Annotated in this window: 13 protein-coding genes and 1 pseudogene; 5 read left to right on the top strand and 9 right to left on the bottom strand. The window is 67.2% G+C overall.

The annotated features are described in order from the left end of the window. Positions 1 to 5: 5 nt before the first annotated feature. Positions 6 to 1,502 (bottom strand): esterase-like activity of phytase family protein, encoded by a 1,497-nt coding sequence (locus tag O8I58_RS09200; protein WP_298322548.1) that lies wholly within the window; start codon positions 1,500 to 1,502, stop codon positions 6 to 8. A 21-nt stretch (positions 1,503 to 1,523) separates the two neighbouring features. Next, entirely contained in the window at positions 1,524 to 3,860 is a 2,337-nt protein-coding gene (locus O8I58_RS09195; RefSeq protein WP_298322545.1) for a TonB-dependent receptor, read from the bottom strand. 353 nt (positions 3,861 to 4,213) lie between these two features. Here O8I58_RS09195 and O8I58_RS09190 point away from each other — a divergent pair, with 353 nt between their 5' ends. Next, entirely contained in the window at positions 4,214 to 6,523 is a 2,310-nt protein-coding gene (locus tag O8I58_RS09190; RefSeq protein ID WP_298322542.1) for a TonB-dependent receptor, read from the top strand. A 124-nt stretch (positions 6,524 to 6,647) separates the two neighbouring features. Here the strand turns inward: O8I58_RS09190 and O8I58_RS09185 are convergent, their stop codons facing one another. Continuing rightward, a complete protein-coding gene (locus O8I58_RS09185; RefSeq protein WP_298322539.1) occupies positions 6,648 to 7,586 on the bottom strand; it encodes an AEC family transporter in 939 nt (312 codons plus the stop codon). Between the two features lie 236 nt (positions 7,587 to 7,822). On the opposite strand from O8I58_RS09185, the gene O8I58_RS09180 reads away from it, so the two are divergent. Then, entirely contained in the window at positions 7,823 to 10,141 is a 2,319-nt protein-coding gene (locus tag O8I58_RS09180; RefSeq protein WP_298322535.1) for a S9 family peptidase, read from the top strand. 298 nt (positions 10,142 to 10,439) lie between these two features. Here O8I58_RS09180 and O8I58_RS09175 read toward each other — a convergent pair whose 3' ends face one another. Next, positions 10,440 to 10,892, bottom strand: a complete 453-nt coding sequence (locus tag O8I58_RS09175) for a hypothetical protein (protein ID WP_298322532.1) — start codon at positions 10,890 to 10,892, stop codon at positions 10,440 to 10,442. Positions 10,893 to 10,938: 46 nt separating this feature from the next. Between O8I58_RS09175 and dinB the strand changes: the two are divergent. Further along, positions 10,939 to 12,025 (top strand): annotated as a pseudogene (dinB, locus tag O8I58_RS09170) (DNA polymerase IV). Positions 12,026 to 12,047: 22 nt separating this feature from the next. Here the strand turns inward: dinB and O8I58_RS09165 are convergent. From O8I58_RS09165 to O8I58_RS09145, 5 genes are all read right to left on the bottom strand, one after another. After that, entirely contained in the window at positions 12,048 to 15,206 is a 3,159-nt protein-coding gene (locus O8I58_RS09165; protein ID WP_298322529.1) for an efflux RND transporter permease subunit, read from the bottom strand. A 10-nt stretch (positions 15,207 to 15,216) separates the two neighbouring features. Then, a complete protein-coding gene (locus O8I58_RS09160) occupies positions 15,217 to 16,197 on the bottom strand; it encodes an efflux RND transporter periplasmic adaptor subunit (protein ID WP_298322526.1) in 981 nt (326 codons plus the stop codon). Continuing rightward, positions 16,194 to 17,483 carry a TolC family protein gene (locus O8I58_RS09155; RefSeq protein WP_298322523.1) on the bottom strand — a complete coding sequence of 430 codons (1,290 nt, stop codon included), beginning with the start codon at positions 17,481 to 17,483 and terminating at the stop codon, positions 16,194 to 16,196. Before O8I58_RS09155 ends, O8I58_RS09160 begins: the two co-directional genes overlap by 4 nt. 62 nt (positions 17,484 to 17,545) lie before the next feature. Further along, complete coding sequence (locus O8I58_RS09150) at positions 17,546 to 17,926, bottom strand: hypothetical protein (protein WP_298322520.1); 381 nt, start codon at positions 17,924 to 17,926, stop codon at positions 17,546 to 17,548. Between the two features lie 51 nt (positions 17,927 to 17,977). Next, positions 17,978 to 18,610 (bottom strand): cation efflux transmembrane domain-containing protein, encoded by a 633-nt coding sequence (locus tag O8I58_RS09145; protein ID WP_298322517.1) that lies wholly within the window; start codon positions 18,608 to 18,610, stop codon positions 17,978 to 17,980. Between the two features lie 79 nt (positions 18,611 to 18,689). Between O8I58_RS09145 and O8I58_RS09140 the strand changes: the two genes are divergently transcribed. Beyond that, on the top strand, positions 18,690 to 19,112 hold the full coding sequence (locus tag O8I58_RS09140) for a MerR family transcriptional regulator (RefSeq protein ID WP_298322514.1): 423 nt from the start codon (positions 18,690 to 18,692) through the stop codon (positions 19,110 to 19,112). 51 nt (positions 19,113 to 19,163) lie between these two features. Then, entirely contained in the window at positions 19,164 to 19,820 is a 657-nt protein-coding gene (locus O8I58_RS09135) for a phosphoglycolate phosphatase (RefSeq protein WP_298322511.1), read from the top strand. Positions 19,821 to 19,842: the final 22 nt, after the last annotated feature.

The raw sequence follows: 19,842 nt of genomic DNA, 5'->3' as shown, positions 1-19,842 counted from the left end.
CTTCCCTAGTGCTTCCTGGTGGGCTTCCCCGTGGCGGGCAGCGTGATCCGGTAAACCAGGATCCGGTTGTCGTTGTCGTATTCCGAATCGCAGCGCTGGCCCTGCATTCGGCACTGGCGGGCGATGAAGTCGTTGTCGTTGCCGACCAGCAGCAGCCGATCATCGGGATGGGCCGGGTCAAGCGCCGGCACCAGCGCCATGGCTTCCCACTTTTCCGACATCAGGCCGGGATGGCCGCCTTTGCCGGCGTCCAGGTCGATGCCGATGTCGGCTAGCTGGGCCGGATCGAGCAGGTTGAGGAACTCGCTCCAGCGCGCCGGGGTGATGCCGGGCTTGAGCCGGGTCGCGCCAGGCGAAGCCAGCAGCGAGGTCGCGCTGGTTTCGTAGCGCGAACCGGCCAGGTTACTGGCGCCGGTGGTATCGACCAGCAGGACCGACTTGTAGACCAGCGGATCGCGCTTGCCGGTACCCAGGCCATTGCCATCGCGGGCCAGCAGCAGGAAGCGCGTGTTGTCCAACGCCCGCAGCTCGCTCTGCGCCGCGGTGCGGTCGGCTGCGCCGCCATCGCCCTTGTGCGCGTACGCCGGCAGCTGCACCACGTAATGGCCGATGGGCCTGCCCGGAATGGCCTGCTTGCTGACGTCGTAGACCAGCACGCGGGTGTTGATGCGGCCGGCGGCATCGCCACGCGCGGAGTCCTGCACCAGCGCGCTCTGCAACGCGACGAACAGGCGCGTGCCGTCCGGCGACAGGCCCAGGCCTTCCACGCCCTGGTTGTTGCGCCGGCCACGATCCGGGGCCTTGAGTGAATCGAACGTCACCTTGCCCGCGCGCTGCGGCACGATTGCCGCCGGTGGCACGATCACCCCGCGCAGCTGGCCACCTGGGTCGAAGTAATAGACGTTGGCGCTGTATTCGTCGCCGATGTAGAAGTGCCCGTCGGCCGTGAATTCAAGCGATTCGGCATCCAGTGAAATCTTGCCTGCCCCCACGCCGGTCGCAGGCGAAGGCAGGGTCACGCCGTGCTGGACCACGGTGTGTTCGCCCGGATCGGCGCCGGTGAAAGGCTGGCCTTCGAAATCAAGCAGGGTCAATCCACCGTCGGGCACCAGGGTGACGGTGTTGCCGGCCCTGGCGCCGGCAGCAGGCAGGCGCAGCTGAAGGCGCAGGCGCTCCAGGCGTGCGGCGTAGTCGTAGAACAGGCCGGCTTCGGGATCATTGCGGCCGCGATCGGGCAGGGTCCACAACGTGCCCGCGTAGCCGTCAGCCGTGCGCTGCCACTGGTCGGCGCGCACCGCGATGGACGAGAACGAACCCAGCGTGTCGCCCATGAAGTCGACCGTGCCGGCCGGCAACGCGCCGGCCGCCACCAGGCCCTGGTCGGTGTAGGTCCTGCCACCCAGCTTCAGCGCATGCGGTGGCGGGGTTGTCACTTCATGAGGCGTGGTGAACACCGCGCCGGCCGCAACGGCGGCGGCCAGCAGCCATGGGGCCGCGCTCATGCGTGCAGCCCCGGCGCCTGGTCAGAAGCGCACGTCGATCGAGCCGAACACCTGGCGTGGCGCGGACGCATGGAAGACATAGATCGAGCCGGTGGCATCGGTCGGTGCGAAGACACTGGAATCCAGGTTGCTGGCATAGCGCTTGTCGGTGAGGTTGGTGAGGTTGAACGACAGGCGTACGTTCCTGGCCAAACCCACCTGGCCGAAGTCGTAGCCGCCGGCCGCGTCGAACACGGTAAAGCCGCCGAAGCCGCGATCATTGGTGTAGGTGTAGAAGCGCTCGCCGGTGTACTTGCCGCGTAGCGAAGCGTACCAGCCACCGTCGCGCCAGGTCAGTTCGCTGGCGAACATCTGCTTGGGCGTGTCGGTCTGGATCTTGCCCTTGATCTGCTGGACCACGCCGGCCTGGGTGTAGTTGGACGCATAGGTGGAGCGGTTCAACGAGGCCGAGTTGTACCAGCTGAAGTGCTCGCTGGGCGACCAGATCACGGTCAGCTCCGCGCCACGGCTGTCGACGCCGCCGACGTTGTAGAAGCGGTTGCCGCAGGTCGGGCCGACCGGCTGGCGCGAGTCGCAGGGGTTGTACTGCAGCAGGCGGTTGTCGAAGCGCACCGTGTAGGCGGCCAGCGAGGCCTGCAGCGTGTCGCCGCTGAAGCGATAGCCGGCTTCCAGGGTGCGCGATTCCTCGGGCTGCAGCGTGGCCTGCTGGTCCCAGGTGGCCTGGCTGACGGCCTGCGGACCCAGCTTGAAGCCCCCCTGGAACATGGCGATGTTCTTGGCGAAGCTGGCGAAGACTTCCTGGGTATCGGTCAGCCGGTAGTTCGCACCGATGCTGGGCAGGAACGACTTGCTGGCCTTGAGCGAACCGGTCGAGAACTGGTTGTTCGAGGTCGGCGAAATCGGCGTCCTGGCCGTGCCGGGCAGGGCCCGTGCATCGGCGGTGGCATGCAGCAGCTTGGCGCCGCCTTCCAGGGTGAGGTGGTCGTCGAGCAGGTGCCAGGTGTCCATGACGAAGGCCTGCTTGGTCTCCCAGCGGGTCTGCTGGGCGAACACGCCGGTGTCGGCCTGGCTGTTGTTCATGCCGCTCATGTCGCGCGGGCCATCGACCGTGGTCTGGTAACGCTCGGCGCTGCTGGTGTTGCGCTCGTACCACACGCCTGCCTGCAGCACGTGGTCGCCCAGGGTCCAGTCGAAGCCCAGCGTGCCGCCATTGCGGTCGATCGAATAAATCGTGTTGCGGAAGATGATGGGGAGTTCCTGCGCGGTGCCCTTGTTGGAATAGGCGCCGCTGTTCCAGTTGTGGCCCTCGCCATCGTCGTCGTGGTGGTAGCCCAGCGCGTGCAGGGTGAAGGTGTCGCCCAGGAAGAAATCCCCCGAGAGCGAATACAGGTTGTCGTTGCGCAGGATCTGGCCGGCGGTGAAGGCGCCATCGGCGTCCTTGTCCTGGCCGCTGGCATCGCACCTGGCTGCGTTGTAGCTGGCGGCATTGCAATAGGCCTTGGCCACGGCCTTGTCCCAGTCCGGCGCATAGCCGCCCCAATCCCAGCCCAGCCCGCGCCCCATCTCATTCTTGGACAGGTAGAAGTAGTCGGCCTGCGAGGTGCGCGAGGTATCGACGAAGGCGCTGATGCGGCCGCGCTCGAAGGCCCACACGCCCTTGGCATTGAGCTGCTTGGTGGTTGATTCGTTATAGGCGCTCTGGTTGTTCCATAGGTCCGAGCTGGCATTCATGCCGGACAGGTAGGCAGAGAATCCGTTGTGCTCGCCGGTATCCACGCGCACGAAGGTGCGGCGGTTCTGGTCGCTGCCCAGGGTCTGGGTCACGCGCGCGCCCCTCTCCTTGTCCGGATTGCTGGAGCTGTAGCTGATGGTCCCGCCCAGGTTGCTGGACGAAGGCGTGCCCAGGTTGCCGATGCCTTCGGCCAGCTCGGCGCCGGCCATGTTTTCGGAGATCAGCGCACGGTTGATGGTCAGGCCGTTGTAGTTGTTGTACGCGCCGTCGCCCATCGGGATACCGTCAAGCGTGTAACCCAGGCGCGTGCTGTTGAAGCCGCGCAGGCTCAGGGTCATGGACTGCTCGTTGCTGCCCAGTGCATCGACCGACTGCGCGTTGACGCCCGGCAGCACGTTCAGCGCTTTCTGCAGGCTCGTGCCAGGCGGCAGGATGTCCAGATTCTTCTGGCTGATGCGCTGCACCTGGCGTGCTTCGCCACGACCGATCACCGACACCGCGTCCAGGTCGATCGCGGCGGACGGCGCGGCTTCGCGCTGCGTCGTGGTTCCGGTGGACGCGTCCTGCGCCCAGGCCGACGGCATCAGAGCGACGGCAAGCGCCGACGCCAGCAAGGTTTTCTTCATGGTCTGGACACGCTCGTGCTGGCACGCGTGCGCAGGGAAGTGGCGCGTCGTGCAGGGGAGAGGAGAAGTGGGTGCGGGTCAGGGACGACGCGACCGACGTGCTTGGTTTCCGGTCGCGATCGTCATCTGCGCGTCAGAATTTTTTCATCGGCGCATGACTGCCTTGTGACAGATCAGGTCGTCGTTGGCATGTCATGCGATTGAAGTTCGTGATCCGACGCCATCGGTTCTGATGAAACCAATGCGCAATACATGTGACATAAGGTGTCGCCGCCCGCGACATCCGTCCGCGGCGCCGGCCAGCGCAGGCCGCACATTCCAACCAGAAGCGCACAGCACCCGGAACCGACCTCATGCAAAGCCTGCAATCCTGCCGTCGCCGCGGCATTCCCCGCCGCTGCGTCCTTTCATTGGCCTGCGCGGCCTCGTTGGTCACAGCCAGCGCCAGCGCACAACAAGCCGCGCGCGATACCGCCACCTCGCTGGACACGGTGACAGTCACGGCCGAGCGGCGTGAGCAGAACCTGCAGGACACGCCGGTCTCGGTCGGCGTGGTGCAGGGCGAGGCCATGCGCGACTTCACGGCTGGCGGCGACGACACCTTGCTGGCGCTGTCGGGCAAGGTGCCAAGCTTCTATGCCGAAACCACGACTGGTCGCATCTTCCCGCGGTTCTATATCCGCGGGCTGGGCAACATCGACTTCTACCTGGGCGCGTCCCAGCCGGTGTCGATCATCCAGGACGACGTGGTCCTTGAACACGTGGTGCTCAAGTCCAATCCAGTCTATGACGTGGACCAGATCGAAGTGCTGCGCGGGCCGCAGGGCACGCTGTTCGGCCGCAATACCACCGCGGGCATCGTCAAGTTCGACAGCATCAAGCCCAGCGACACCTATGCCGGCCGCGTGTCGGCCAGCTATGGCAGCTACGGCACCGCCAGCCTGGACGCCGGCTTCGGCGGGCCGATCAACGATGTCCTGTCGTTCCGTGTTTCCACCCTGTTCCAGCATCGCGACGACTGGGTGGACAACACCTATGACGGTCCCAGCGCCGACGGCACGCGCACCCCGCGCAAGGACGCCATGGGCGGTTACGACGACCGCAATCTGCGCCTGCAGTTGCTGCTCAAGCCCAATGACCAGTTCTCACTGCTGGCCTCGGCGCATACCCGCGACTACGACGGCACCTCGACCCTGTTCCTGCGCAATGCCATCACCAAGGGGTCCAACGCGGTCGATGTGCCGCGCGACCAGGTCCGTTACGACGAGGCCATGGACAATCCGCAGGCGTACAAGACGCACGGCGGCTCGATCAACGCCAGCTACGATTTCGGCCCGGTCACGCTGACCTCGATCAGCGCCTACGAAACCACCTCCGGCTACAGCCGCGGTGACACCGACGGCGGCGCGGCAGTGGACCATCCGTTCAACGGCGTGCCCAACGGCTATGGCCAGTCGATGGGCCAGATCCGCGACCTGGACCAGTACACGCAGGAGTTCCGCCTGGCCAGCAATGGCGAACAGGCGCTGTCCTGGCAGGTGGGTGCGTTCTACTTCGACGGCCGCGACACCACCGACTTCTATCAGCGCGCCTGGTTCCTGCAGGGCGCGGCCCGTAATCCCAACAACTGGGTGCGCCTGCGCAACATCAATACGTCGTGGGCCGGCTTCGGCCAGGTGAGCTGGAAGGCCACGGACGCATTGACCCTGACGGCCGGCATCCGCCAGACCGAGGACACCAAGAAAACGCGCCTGCTGAAGACCGCCGACACGGCGGCGGGCGCGGTGACCTATACCGGTCGTACGAATGTGGAGATGTCCGACACCCAGCCCAGCTGGGACCTGAGCGCGATGTACGAGATCAACCCGCAGCTGAGCGTGTACGCGCGCATTGCCCGTGGCTTCCGCGGACCAACCATCCAGGGGCGTTCGGCCGTGTTCAACGCGGACTTCACCACGGCTGATTCGGAAACCATCCTGTCCTACGAGGCTGGCATCAAGAGCAGCCTGTTCAACAACCGCCTGCGCCTGAACGTCACCGGCTTCACCTATACCGTCGATGACATCCAGCTCAACGGCAACGATGCCAATGGCAATGGCGTGCTGTTCAACGCCGACAAGGCGCGTGCGTATGGCCTTGAGGCCGACCTGGATTGGCGCCCGATCCCGAACCTGTCGTTGACCGCTGGCCTGAGCCTGCTGCACAGCGAGATCCAGGACAAGCGTGTTTATGCACAGGTCTGCGCGCTCAATGGCGTGGTGGTGTGCACGGTCAACGACCCGACCATCAAGGTGGGCAGCAACACCTTCGCCCAGATCGATGGCAATCCGCTGCCGAATGCGCCGACCTACAACCTCAGCTTCGGCGCGCGGTACGACATGCCGGTGGGGCAGGACGGTGCGGTGTTCGTTGCCACCGACTGGAACAAGCAGGGCGAAACCCAGTACGTGCTCTACGACACCGACGAGTTCAATTCCAAGGGCAATTTCGAAGGCGGTCTCAAGCTCGGTTACAGCGGCGGTTACGGCGCCTGGGAAGTGGCCGCATTCGCGCGCAACATCACCAACGAGAAGAACCTCAAGGGCGTCATCGAGAACTACATGGCGGCCGTCTACAACGAGCCGCGCATCATCGGTGTGTCCTTCAGCGCGAACTGGCAGTAGCAGGCGGGTCCAGCGCCTGCCGGGCGGCTGGCCCGCCCGGCGGCATCTGTCCGGACGGAAGGCGGAGGGTGCCAGCGCTTGCGGTCGCGCAGCGGCGATTGACGTAGCGCCGTGAGGGCATGCGCTATTCCAGGAAGCACACCAGGTAGGCCGACAGTGTGGCCATCGAGGCGACGGTGGTGACCAGGATCACCTTGGAGGACATCGCCGCGCGGCGGCCATAGCGTTCGGCCAGCATGAACGGGCCAGTGCCGGTGGGCAGCAGTGCCATCAGCATCGCCAGGTGCACCTGCATCGATGGCAGGTGCAGCAGCGGCACCGCGACCAGCCAGGCCAGCGCGGGTTGTACGAACAGCTTCAACACCGACAGCGTGACCCAGCCGCCGGCAGGCGCGGCGTCGGCCTGTGCCGGCGCGGCCAGGAACAGGCCCAGCACCACCAGCGCACATGGACTGGCGGCGGCGCCGAGCAGGTCGATCGCGGTCATCGCCGGCGCGGGCACCGGCACGCCGCCCAGCGACACCAGCGCACCGGCCAGCGGTGCCCAGATCAGCGGATTCTTCAGCAGCGCCCAGGCGGTGTTGCGCAACGTCGGCAGCAGGCCGGCGCCACGGTGGCGGTCGAACTCGATCGTGGTCAGGGCCAGCGCGAACAGCACGCAGGCGGTCATCACCACCGACAGGCCGACGCCGGGCAGGGCGGTTGCGCCCAGGGTCAGCATCGCCAGCGGGATGCCCATGAAGCCGGTGTTGGCGTAGGAGGCGCCGAGCGCGTCGATGCTGGCATCGGTCAGGCTGGCGCCGCGCCCGAGCAGCCAGCCCATCACCGGCAGGTGCACGCCCAGCATGCTGACCGCGTAGACGGTCGCCAGCCCGGGCTGGGCCAGGGTCGACCAGTGCGCCTTGGCCATGATCGAGAACAGCACCGCCGGCAGCGCCAGCAGGACCACGAACCGGTTGAGTTCGGTGACCGCGGCCGCGCCGAGCAGGCCGAAGCGGCGGATGCCCGCGCCGATGGCGATCAGCGAGAACAGGGGAAAGACAGCGGTAAGGACCGGGGACATCGACGGCGACTTGCGTGGCGGGGAGGGCGCGCTGCGGGTGGCGCAACGCGTGCCGGACATGCTGCAGGCTGGCCACAGGCCTGTCGAATGCTGCATCTGAAACGGTCGATGGGGAACGGGCGCCAGCCGGCGCAGGACCTTCGGCAGGGGGAAGGCGGGGGCCGGGCGGGTACGATCACCGGTTCGCATACGCGCCAGGACGGCCGTTCCACGCTTTACCTCGCTTGGGGACTTCCATGCTCTTGAACATCGCGACCCCGCGCCTGCTTGGCGCCCTCCTGACCGCCCTGTCGGCCGGCGCTGCCGCGCAGACGCCCACGGTGACCGAGGCCGATTACGCCCGTGCCGGCACCCTGCTGTTTTCCCAGCCATTGGTCGACCACGCAGTGACCCGGGTCACCTGGCTGGACGACACCCATTACGTCTACACCGACCACGACGCCAGTGGCGACCGCCTGCTGCAGACCGATACCGCCACCGGCAGGACCGCGCCGCTGTTCAACGCCAAGGCGCTGGCCAAGTCGCTCGATACCCTGCTGGACACCAAGGACAAGCCGCTCAAGGCCGACAAGCTCGCGCCGCGCGGCATCGCCCTGGCCGCCGATGGCCGCTACCGCTTCGCCGTGCGCGGCACCGAGGTCATCTGCGATGCCAAGGCCGCGTGCACCAAGGTCTACGCCAAGGCCGGCGCCGAGCCGGGCGCGCTCTCGCCCGACAAGCGATCCGAAGCCTTCATCCGCGACTGGAACCTGTGGGTGCGCAACCTGTCCACCGGTGCCGAAACCCAGCTGACCACCGACGGCGTCAAGGACTACGGCTACGCCACCGACAACGCCGGCTGGAAACACACCGACAAGGCCATCGTCGAATGGTCGCCGGACTCGAAGAAGATCGCCACCTTCCAGCAGGACCAGCGCAAGACCGGCGACATGTATCTGGTCACCACCAATGTCGGCCATCCCAAGTTGGAGGCGTGGAAGTACCCGCTGCCGGGCGACAAGGACGTGACCATGATCGAGCGCGTCATCATCGACGTGCCGAGCAAGCAGGTCACCCGCCTGAAGATGGAACCGGACCAGCACCGTTCGACCCTGTGCGACGACATCAGCTGCGGCCCCGATGGCGGCTGGGATGACGTGAAGTGGGCGCCGGACAGCAAGACCGTCGCGTTCGTCTCGACCTCGCGCTTCCACAAGGACGCCTGGTTCCGGATTGCCGATGCGGCCACCGGCAGCGTGCGTACCGTGTTCTCCGAACACGTCCAGACCCAGTACGAAAGCGGCAACGGCACGGCCAGCTGGGCCTATCTGCCGGGGACCAACGAAGCGGTGTGGTTTTCCGAGCGTTCCAACTGGGGCCAGCTCTACCTGTACGACCTGGCCACCGGCAAGCTCAAGCACGCCATCACCACCGGCGAAGGCAACGTCACCGAGCTGCTCAAGGTCGACCCGGCCACGCGTACCGCCTGGTTCCGTGGCGTCGGCCGCACCGCCGGCATCAACCCGTATTACCAGCAGTTCTGGAAGGTCAGCCTGGACGGCGGCGCGCCGATCCTGCTGGCGCCGGAGCCGGCCGACCACACCGTGTCGCTGTCGCCTGACGGCAAGCTGTTCGTCGATGCCTATTCGACCACCACCGTGCCGCCGGTCACCGTGCTGCGCAGCGCGGCCGACGGCAGCACCGTGGCCAAGGTCGCCAGCGCCGACATCAGCCGTTTGAAGGCCGCTGGCTGGGTGGCGCCGGAGCCGTTCACGGTCAAGGCACGCGATGGCAAGACCGATCTGTACGGGATCATGTTCAAGCCATCCAACTTCGATCCGTCGAAGAAGTACCCGATCGTCAACTACATCTACCCGGGTCCGCAGACCGGCTCGGTGCGCGGCCGCAGCTTCCTGGCCGCCCATGGCGACAACCAGTCGCTGGCCGAACTGGGCTTCATCGTGGTGGCTATCGACGGCATGGGCACGCCGTGGCGCTCCAAGTCCTTCCACGACACCTGGTACGGCGACATGGCCGACAACACGCTGCCCGACCAGGTGGCCGGCATGAAGGAACTGGGCGCGAAGTATCCGTGGATCGACCTGTCGCGCGCCGGCATCTGGGGCCATTCCGGTGGTGGCAATGCTTCCACCGCGGCGATCCTGCGCTACCCGGATTTCTTCAAGGTGGCCTGGTCGGAAAGCGGTAACCACGACAACCGCGGCTATGAGGACGACTGGGCCGAGCGTTACCAGGGCGAGCTGGTCGTCGACAAGGATGGCAAGGGCAGTTACGACAGCCAGGCCAACCAGTCGCTGGTCTCCAACCTGAAAGGACACCTGATGCTGGTCCACGGCACCATGGACGACAACGTGCCGCCGTACCTGACCCTGCTGGTGGCCGATGCACTGATGAAGGCCAACAAGGACTTCGATATGCTGATGATCCCCGACGTGCACCACGGTTACGGCGCACGGACGGCCTACATCGCACGGCGTCGCTGGGATTATTTCGTGAAGAACCTGGCCGATGGCGTGCCGCCGAAGAATTACGATCTGAAGATGCCGGCGGATTGATCTTCGATTGATTTGTTGGTTTGGAAGGGGCCGGATCTGGAGACAGATTCGGCCTTTTCCTTTGGCGTGTTCTTCGGTTTGCTTGGGAGCAAAGGCTTTCACGCCCTCCGGGCGCGACTTCCTTTTGTCGCGACAAAAGGAAGCAAAACCGCTTCTCGCCGGGACGCACGCCGATGCTGTGCATCGGTCCCCTGCGCTCCTCGCCTGATCGGGCACGGCGCCCAAACTCGCTGCGCTCAGACAAGGGCGCCTCTACGGCCCGATCAGACTCCGGTGCTCGGCGCGCTTTACGGTCTAGTCAGTTGAAGCTGGAAGCAACGGCAACGGCAACGGCAACGGCAAGGCATCGACCGTCATTCCCGCGAAGGCGGGAATCCAGCGCCGTTGCTTTTGCTTTGGCTGATGCTTTGAGTCCCCCCATAGCACGGGGATTTGAAAGCGCGAGCCAGAGCAACATTGCGCGTGCGATTGATTTTGCTCTTGCTCTTGCTGTTGCTGTTGCTCCGCTCTTGACCTTCAGCGCCTTCAAAGCGAGCCGAGCACCGCAGCTGGAAACGGCCGAAGAGGCGCGGATGTTTGAGCGCAGCGAGTTCCGCGCCGTGCCGGTTCCAGCGAGGAGCACAGGGGACCGATGCGCAGCATCGGCGAGTGTCAGGCGCTGGCGGTTTTGGCTACTTTTGCCAAGACAAAAGTGGCTCGCGCCCGTAGGGCGTGAAAGCTTTGCTTTCTCGGTAGAAATCAAGAGAATCACGTCCGTCTCGCACCCCGAGACACCTCCGCGCGATACTGCACACCGCATGCGCAAGATCCTCCACATCGACATGGACGCCTTCTACGCGTCGGTCGAACAACGCGACGATCCATCGCTGCGTGGCAAGCCGGTGGTGGTGGCCTGGCGCGGCGCGCGCTCGGTGGTGTGCGCGGCCAGTTACGAGGCGCGGGTGTTCGGGGTGCGCTCGGCGATGCCTGCGGTGCGTGCCGAGCGGCTGTGCCCGGATGCGATCTTCGTGCCGCCGGACTTCAACCGCTACAAGGCCGCCTCGCGGCAGGTGCGCGAGATCTTCCTGCAGCACACCGACCTGGTCGAGCCGCTGTCGCTGGACGAGGCCTACCTGGACGTGACTGCTCCGAAGATCGCCTCGCCCAGCGCCACCGCCACCGCGGAGGCGATCCGCGCGCAGATTTTCGAAACCACCCAGCTCACCGCCTCGGCCGGGATCGCGCCCAACAAGTTCCTGGCCAAGATCGCCTCGGACTGGAACAAGCCCAACGGCCAGTTCGTGATCAAGCCGGCGCAGGTCGAGGCCTTCCTCACGCCGCTGCCGGTGGGCCGCATTCCCGGCGTGGGCAAGGTCGCGGAAAAGAAGCTGGCCGAGCTGGGCATCGCCACCGTCGGCGACCTGCGTGCGTTCACCCTGGACGAGCTGCAGCTGCGCTTTGGCCGCTTCGGTGCGGCCTTGTATCGGCGTGCGCGTGGCATCGACGAACGCCCGGTCGAGCCCGACCAGCAGGTGCAGTCGATCTCGGCCGAAGACACCATTCGCCGTCGACGTGCTGCTGTCCGAGCTGGACGAGGCCATCCTGCGCATGGCGGAGAAGGCATGGGCTGCCACGCGCAAGACCGAACGCATCGGCCACACCGTGGTGCTGAAGCTCAAGACCGCGCAGTTCCGCATCCTCACCCGCAGCTTCACGCCCGAAGCGCCGCCATCATCGCTGGCCGAGTTCGTCGCCATCGCACTGGCGTTGCGCGACCGCGTGGATCTGCCGGCCGACACGCGCTATCGGCTGGTCGGCGTGGGTCTTGCAGGCTTTCGTGAGCGTGAGGACGTCGCGGTGCAGGGTGCGTTGTTCGACCAGGACGGTGCAGCGCCGGCCACATGACGCGGCCGACGCCGGGCCTGGGTCATGCGCCTGTTGCGGCCGCGCCGGGCCAGCGCTGGTGCACCCAGCGATACAGCGCCGGCAGCACGACCAGGGTCAGCAGCGTCGAAGACACGATGCCGCCAATCACCACCGTGGCCAGCGGACGTTGCACTTCCGAGCCCGCGCCGACATTGAGCGCCATCGGCACGAAGCCCAGCGATGCGACCAGTGCGGTCATCAGCACCGGCCGCAGGCGACTCAGCGCGCCTTCGCGCACGGCCTCGTCCAGCGTGTCCCCGCGCGCGCGCAGGGCGCGGATGAAGCTGATCAGCACCAGCCCGTTGAGCACCGCCACGCCGGACAGCGCGATGAAGCCGATGCCGGCGGAGATCGACAATGGGATGCCGCGTGCGGTCAGCGCCAGCACGCCGCCGGTCAGCGCCAGCGGCACGCCACTGAACACGATCAACGCATCGCGCACCGAGCCGAACGCCCAGAACAGCAGCGCGAAGATGATCAGCAGCGTCACCGGCACCACGATCGCCAGGCGCTGGCTGGCCGAGATCAACTGCTCGAAGCTGCCGCCGTAGTCGATCCAGTAGCCGCTGGGCACCTGCACCTGGGCTGCCACCGCGCGCTGCAGCTCGGTCACGAAGCCGCCCAGGTCGCGATCGCGCACGTTGGCGGTGATCGCGATGCGGCGCTTGCCGTTGTCGCGATTGATCTGGTTGGCGCCTTCGCTGGCTTCCACCCTGGCCACCGCGCCCAGCGGCACCGCATGCGGTGTGGTGCCGTCCTGCTCGACGCCGGGTGGATCGGGCAGGCCGATCGGCAGGGCGGCCAGCGCGTCCGGGTCCTGGCGCATCGCCTCGGGCAGGCGCACGACGATGTCGAACCGCCGGTCGCCTTCGAACAATTGCCCGGCCACGCCGCCACCGACGGCCACGCCGACCGTGCGCTGCACGTCCTGCGTATTGAGCCCGTAACGCGCCAGCGCCTGCCGATCCGGCTGCACCGACAGCAGCGGCAGGCCGCTGGTCTGTTCCATGCGTACGTCCGCCGCGCCGGGCACCGTGCGCGCCACCGCTTCGATCCGCTGGCCGACCTGCGCCAGTGTTTCAAGATCGTCGCCATGCAGATTGATCGCTACGTCCGCACGTACGCCGGAGATCAGCTCGTTCATGCGCATTTGGATCGGCTGGCTGAACTCGTAGTTGTTGCCGGGCACCCTGGCGATGGAGGCTTCGATCTCGGCCACCAGCGCGGCCTTGGTCTTGCGTGGATCGGGCCAGTCCTTGCGCGGCTTGATCATCACCATGGTGTCGGCCACCGACGGCGGCATCGGGTCGGAGGCGACCTCGGCGGTGCCGATGCGTGACCACACCCGATCCACTTCGGGGAAGGCCAGCAGGCGCGTCTCCAGCACGCGCTGCATGCCCACCGACTGGCTCAGGCTGGTGCCGGGGATGCGCATGGCCTGCACGCTCAGGTCGCCTTCGTCCAGGCTGGGCACGAACTCGCTGCCCAGGCGCGTGGCCAGCAGGCCGCAACCGACCAGCAGGGCGACCGCGCCCAGGGCGACCCAGCGTCCGCGCGACAGGCTGAAGGCCAGCAAAGGCGCGTAGCGCTTGCGGAACCAGGCCATCAGGCGGTTTTCCTTCTCCTCGACCTTGCCGCCCAGCGCCATGGCAATGGCGGCCGGCACGAAGCTCAAGGCCAACACCATCGCGCCGGTGAGCGCCAGCACCACGGTGATCGCCATCGGATGGAACATTTTTCCTTCCACGCCGGTAAGCGCGAAGATCGGCAGATAGACCGCGGCGATGATCCCTAAGCCGAACAGGCTGGGGCGGATCACTTCGGCGGTGGCCTGCGCGGTTTCCTCGAAGCGCTCGGCCAGCGTCATCACCCGGCCCAGCGCGTGCTGGCGCTGCCCGAAGCGGCGCAGGCAGTGCTCGATGATGATCACCGCGCCATCGACGATCAGGCCGAAGTCCAGGGCGCCCAGGCTCATCAGGTTGGCCGACACGCCGGTGCGCGCCATGCCGGTCAGCGTGAACAGCATCGCCAGCGGGATCACCAGCGCGGTGATCAGCGCCGCGCGCACGTTACCCAGCAGCACGAACAGGATGACGATCACCAGCAGCGCGCCTTCGGCCAGGTTCTTGGCGACGGTGCCGATGGTGTGTTCGACCAGCACGGTGCGGTCGTAGACCGGCGTGGCGGTGACGCCCTTGGGCAGGCTCTGCTGCGCCTGCCGCAACTTGGCGGCCGCCGCCTGCGACACCTCGCGGCTGTTGGCGCCCATCAGCATCATCACCGTGCCCAGCACGACCTCATGGCCATTCTGGGTGGCGGCGCCATTGCGCAGCTCCGCGCCTTCGTCCACCTGCGCGACATCGCCGATGCGGATTGGTACGCCACCGCGCAGGCCCAGCACGATGCCGCGGATCTGTGCCAGGTCGGCGACCTGGCCGGGCACGCGCACCAGGAACTGCTGGCCGTTGCGCTCGATGTAGCCGGCGCCAAGGTTCTGGTTGTTGGCACGCACGGCCTCGACCACCGCTTCCAGGCTCAGGTCCAGCGACAGCAGCCGCGCCGGATCGGGCGTGATGTGCACCTCGCGGCGGAAACCGCCCAGCGTGTTGACCTCGGTGACGCCGGGCACGTTGCGCAGCTGCGGGCGGATCACCCAGTCCTGCAGCGTGCGCAGGTCGGTGGCGGTATACGGCGTGCCATCGGGCTTGCGTGCGGCGGGATCGGCATCGACGGTGTACGAGAAAATTTCGCCCATGCCGGTGGCCAGCGGCCCCAGCATCGGCTCGAAGCCTTCGGGCATCTGCGACTTGACCTGCTGCAGGCGTTCGGACACCTGCTGGCGGGCGAAGTAGATGTCGGTGCCATCCTTGAACACCACCGTGACCTGCGACAGGCCGTAGCGCGAGATCGAGCGGAAGTGCTCCATCTTCGGCAGGCCGGCCATCGCCGTTTCCACCGGATAGGTGATGCGTTGTTCGGCTTCCAGCGGTGAGTAGCCCGGCGCACTGGTGTTGATCTGCACCTGCAGGTTGGTGATGTCCGGGGTGACGTCGATGGGCAGGTGGCGGAAGCTCCACACGCCGACGGCGACCAGCGCCAGGGTGAGGGCCATGACCAGCCAGCGGTGGCCGATGGCGGCGCGGATGATTCGTTCGAGCATCGGCATGGTCTCAATGGTCGTGTTCGGCGGCGGATTTCTCGATGTCCGCCTTGATCAGGTAGCTCTGCGCGACCACCACGGCCTCGCCGGCCTTCAGCCCGGACAGCACTTCGACGTGGTGCGCATCGCGCTCGCCAAGCGTCACCGGGTGCACGGTGTAGGTGTCACCGCTGCGGACGAAGACGGCGTCGACCCCATCCATGGTCTGCACCGCCGCGCGCGGTACCACCAATGCGGCCTGGCGCGTGCGGATGGCGATCCGCGCAGTCACCGCCATGCCCGGGCGCCATTGGCCATCGGCGTTATCCAGCGTGGCGCGTGCGACCGCGCTCTGGCTGGCGGCGACGGTGCCGGGCAGCACGCGCTCGATCGCGGTTCCGGCATGGCTGCCGTCGTAGAGGCGGCTGACGGTCACGCGCTGGCCGGCCTGCACCTGGTGCACATCGGCACCGAACAGGGTCAGGTCCCCCCACACCCTGGATAGGTTGGCGACCTCGAACAGCGCCTGGCCTTCGGCCGCGCCACCGCCGACCTGCGCCTGCCGGCTCAGGACCACGCCGGACAGCGGCGAGGTGACTGCATAGGTGCTCAGGCTGAGGTTGCTTTCGATCGACGCCAGCGTCTGCCCAGCGCGGACGGGATCGCCCACGCTTGCGCGCAGGGCCTGAATGCGGCCGGGGTAGCGTGCGGTCACTTGCGCGACGCTGCCGTCGACGGCGGTCAGCACGCCCTGCACCTGCAGCTCGGCGGTGATGTCGCCCGGGCCAGTGGGTGCGACTTCGATCCCGTTGAGCCTGGCCTGCTCGGCGTCGATCACGGTCGATTCGGCTTTCGCGTCATGGCCATCTTCGTCGGCCTGGGTTCCGGTCTCGGCGTGGCCGTGGGCGTCTTCGCCGGCGGCGGTTTCGTCGGAGCTACTGGCCGTCGGGTTGCTGCACGCGGCCAGCAGCAGGCCCAGCGTCATTGCGCTGATTAAGGAAATGGTCTTCATGGGGTGGCATCCGAAAGCGGGGCGGTGCCGGTGGCCGCGACAAGCGGCTGGCCGACCAGGCGTTGGAGTTCGATCAGCGCGGTCTGCGCGCCCAGGGCGGCCTGCAGCTGGCGTCGGCGCATCTGCACGCGCTGGTCCTGCAACATCGCCCATTCCATGTAGCTGATCGCGCCGGCGCGCCAGGCGCGATCGGCGGCCTGTTCGGCCTTGGCCAGGCGCGGCAGCACGTCCTGTGCCAGGCGCGTGCTTTCCAGGCGGGCGGTGGTGTAGTCGCCGTAGGCGCCGGCCAGGGTCGCGTGCAGGCGAACGGCGAGCGCCTCCTGCTCGACCGTGCTCAGGGCCAGTTCGGCCTGGGCGGCGCGGATGTCGGGCTGAGCGCGTCGGCTGGCGCCGAGAGGCAGGCTGACACCAGCGACCAGGGCGACATCGTTGCCGCCTTCGCCGCGCAGGGCGCGGGCACCGACCTGCCAGGCCAGGTCCGCGCGTGTTTCGCTTTGCGCGATCCGCAGCTGGGCTTCGCGGATACGGGCTTCACCGGCCAGCTGGGCGACTTCCGGGGTGCGTTCCAGCAGCTGGCCCAGTTGGGCGAAGTCCTCCAGCGCCGGCAGTGCCAGCGGATCGCCACTGACCTCGCCTTCGGCCGGGCTGCGCCCGTTCCACAGGGCGGCCAGCTGCTGGCGCGCGGATTGTTCGGCCTGTGTGGCACGGTCGCGATCCAGTTCGGCCTCGGCCAGCGCGGCCTGCGCCGTCAGCACAACCGACTCGGGCGAAGCGCCCGCGGTGAAGCGCCGTTGCGCGGCGGTCACCGTGCGTTGGCGCTGTTCGATGTCCAGCAGCGCGATCTGGCGTTCGTGCACCGCGGCGGTGATGGCCAGGTAGCGACGTGCAGTCTCGGCCAGCAGGTCCAGGCGGGTGATCTCGCGCTGCGGGGCGAGCGCATCGATGTTGGCCTGGGCCAGGGTGCGGCGTGCGTCGAGCTTGCCGCTGCGTTCCAGCACGCCGGCCAGGGTGACGGTGAGTTCTGCCTGGTCGAAGGCGCGATACGCACCGCTGCCGGCGGCGTTTTCCAGGGTCGCGCCCAGGGTCAGCGGCGGACGCAGGCTGGCGCCCTCGCGCTGGGCGGACAGGACCGCAGCGCGGCCGTCGATCAGGCGCAGGTCGGGATGGGCCTGGGCCACGCGGGCGATGGCCTGGTCTAGGGTCAAAGGGGAAATCGGCGGGCGTTCCTGCGCGCGCAGCGCAGGGACGACGGCGAAGACGGCCAAGGCCGTCAAGCGCAACCACATGGGGATGTCTCCGAAGGGAAAAGCGGGAACCGATGCGCCGGCGCGAAGGCCGGCCCTGCGCATCAGCTCGCGATCGGAGGACGGATGGCGAATGCCGGGTGCATGCCCACCGGCAGCACCGGCTCGGTGCATGGCGCAAGGCTGGCCGATGGCCGTGCCAGCGGGAAGAACAGGGCGACCGGCAGGGCGCTCAGGTGGCCGCAGCAATGCGCTGCGTGGATCAGGGCATGCAACAGATCACCGCTGTCTTCATCGGCGTCCAGGGCCGCATTGTTGTCCGTGCCATGCATGTCCACGTCATGGAGATGCGCGGCATGGCCCAGGGCGGCTTCATGCGTGTCGCCCACGGTCGCCAGCACCGGATTGGCCAGTGTGGCCAGCAACAGCAGCACCAGCGCGGGCAGGCGCAGGACACGGCGGAGGCGGCGGGCGAGGTGGATCATGGGCGGGGCGAGTCTAGGCATCCGATACGGGCTTGAACAATGTCGATCCGGTCAGCGGGCAGCGGCCGAAGCCCGCCAGGCCGGCCAGGCTTCGCCGATCACGCGCAGGGCCGAGCGCAGGAACAGCAGCGCGATCACCGCGCCCACCACGATGTCCGGCCAGCCCGTTCCGGTCAGCGCCACCGCGCCGGCAGCGATCAAGACGCCAACGTTGGCGATCACATCGTTGCGTGAGCACTCGAAGGTGCTTTTCATGTTGAGGTTGAGGCTGCGGAAACGCCACAGCAACGCCAGGCAGGCGCCGTTGGCGACCAATGCCAGCATGCCGAAGGCCAGCATCAGGCCGCTGGACGGCGGCACGCCCTGCTGCACTTTCACGACGATCTCCAACACGATGAACACGAAGAACGCCAGGATCAGCAGGCCTTTGGCCAGCGCCGCGCCCGCTTCCCAGCGCGCACCACGGTCCACCGCGTACAGGCTTAGCGCATAGACCACCGCATCGCCCAGCATGTCGACCGCATCGGCCTGCAGCGCGCTGGAATGGGCCACCACGCCGGCGCCGAACTCCAGCACGAACATCGCCAGGTTGATCGCCATCACCGCCACCAGCACGCGCCGCTGCGCCGCCTGGCGGGCCAGGGCTTCCAGTTCGATGCGTTTGTGGCTGCAGCAATGGTCCATGGGGTCTCCGGCGGCGCGGTGGGCTTGAAAGTCGCGGCGGAAGCCTTTATCAACCCTGTAGCCACTAGAGGGTCAAGCGATGACGGCCACCTTCACCATCGGCCAGTTGGCCCAGCGCACCGGGACCAAGGCCGAGACCATCCGCTACTACGAAAAGATCGGCCTGCTGGCCGCGCCGCTGCGTTCGGAGGGCAACTACCGCCACTACGCCGGGACCGACGCGCAGCGCCTGGGCTTCGTGCGGCGCGCGCGCGAACTGGGTTTCTCGATCGAACAGGTGCGCGCGCTGCTTGAGCTGGCCGCACATCGCGAAGACGCCTGCGCTTCGGTGGATGCCGCCGTGCAGGTGCACCTGGACGACATCGCCCGCAAGGTGCGTGACCTGCAGGCGTTGCAGGGCGAACTGGAACACATGATCGGCGCCTGCCCGGGCGGCCGCATCGCCGATTGCCGCGTGCTGGAGGCACTGACGCCGGACACCGCTGCCGCACGCGCCGGCTGAAGGCCGCCTGCGGGCAGCAGCTAGAATGCCGCTTCCCACGTTGCCTGGAGCATGCCGTTGTCTTTCCCGTACCCGCTGGTGATCTTCGATCTGGATGGAACCCTGGTCGACAGCGCACCGGACATCGCGCAGGCGGTCAATCGCACGCTCACCGACTGGCAGCTGCCCAACTACGACCTCGCGCAGATCACCCAGTGGATTGGCGAAGGTTCGCGCCAACTGATCACCTATGCGATGCGTGCGGCCGGCAGCGAGGTGGACATCGACACGGTGATGCCCGGCTTCCTCAAGCATTACGGCGACACCGCACTGGATGGCCTGGCTTATCCGGGCGTGGAAGGCACGCTGGCTGCGCTGCACGCGCAGGGCATCAAGCTGGCGGTGTGTACCAACAAGCCCGAACAGTTCGTGCGCCCGCTGCTGGAAGCGCGCGGCCTGCTGCATTACTTCGACGGCATCGTCGGCGGCGATACGCTGCCGCAGCGCAAGCCTGCGCCGGAGCCACTGTGGCACCTGTGCCGGCAGTTCGGCCTGGATGCGAAGGATTGCCTGATGGTCGGTGATTCGGAAAGCGATGCACTGGCCGCGCACAATGCGGGCGTGCCACTGGTGCTGGTGCGCTACGGCTACCGCAAGTCGCTCGATCTGGATGCCGCAGGTGCGCGCCAGGTGATCGACGCGTTCCCCGACCTGCTGCAGGCGGCCTGAGCCTCGTTCGCGGCGCAAGGAG

Source organism: Pseudoxanthomonas sp. (assembly GCF_027498035.1).
Classification (GTDB): Bacteria; Pseudomonadota; Gammaproteobacteria; order Xanthomonadales; family Xanthomonadaceae; genus Pseudoxanthomonas_A.
Note: the sequence above shows the minus strand (reverse complement) of the source record. Positions and strands in the feature narration are given on the sequence as shown.

Bases quoted from the DNA above. Each gene is read 5' to 3' on its own strand.
- O8I58_RS09185 (WP_298322539.1), bottom strand. From the start codon at position 7,586: ATGTCCCCGGTCCTTACCGCTGTCTTTCCCCTGTTCTCGCTGATCGCC.
- O8I58_RS09160 (WP_298322526.1), bottom strand. From the start codon at position 16,197: ATGAAGACCATTTCCTTAATCAGCGCAATGACGCTGGGCCTGCTGCTG.
- O8I58_RS09140 (WP_298322514.1), top strand. From the start codon at position 18,690: ATGACGGCCACCTTCACCATCGGCCAGTTGGCCCAGCGCACCGGGACC.
- O8I58_RS09200 (WP_298322548.1), bottom strand. From the start codon at position 1,502: ATGAGCGCGGCCCCATGGCTGCTGGCCGCCGCCGTTGCGGCCGGCGCG.
- O8I58_RS09135 (WP_298322511.1), top strand. From the start codon at position 19,164: ATGCCGTTGTCTTTCCCGTACCCGCTGGTGATCTTCGATCTGGATGGA.
- O8I58_RS09195 (WP_298322545.1), bottom strand. From the start codon at position 3,860: ATGAAGAAAACCTTGCTGGCGTCGGCGCTTGCCGTCGCTCTGATGCCG.
- O8I58_RS09145 (WP_298322517.1), bottom strand. From the start codon at position 18,610: ATGGACCATTGCTGCAGCCACAAACGCATCGAACTGGAAGCCCTGGCC.
- O8I58_RS09180 (WP_298322535.1), top strand. From the start codon at position 7,823: ATGCTCTTGAACATCGCGACCCCGCGCCTGCTTGGCGCCCTCCTGACC.
- O8I58_RS09155 (WP_298322523.1), bottom strand. From the start codon at position 17,483: ATGTGGTTGCGCTTGACGGCCTTGGCCGTCTTCGCCGTCGTCCCTGCG.
- O8I58_RS09190 (WP_298322542.1), top strand. From the start codon at position 4,214: ATGCAAAGCCTGCAATCCTGCCGTCGCCGCGGCATTCCCCGCCGCTGC.
- O8I58_RS09165 (WP_298322529.1), bottom strand. From the start codon at position 15,206: ATGCTCGAACGAATCATCCGCGCCGCCATCGGCCACCGCTGGCTGGTC.
- O8I58_RS09150 (WP_298322520.1), bottom strand. From the start codon at position 17,926: ATGATCCACCTCGCCCGCCGCCTCCGCCGTGTCCTGCGCCTGCCCGCG.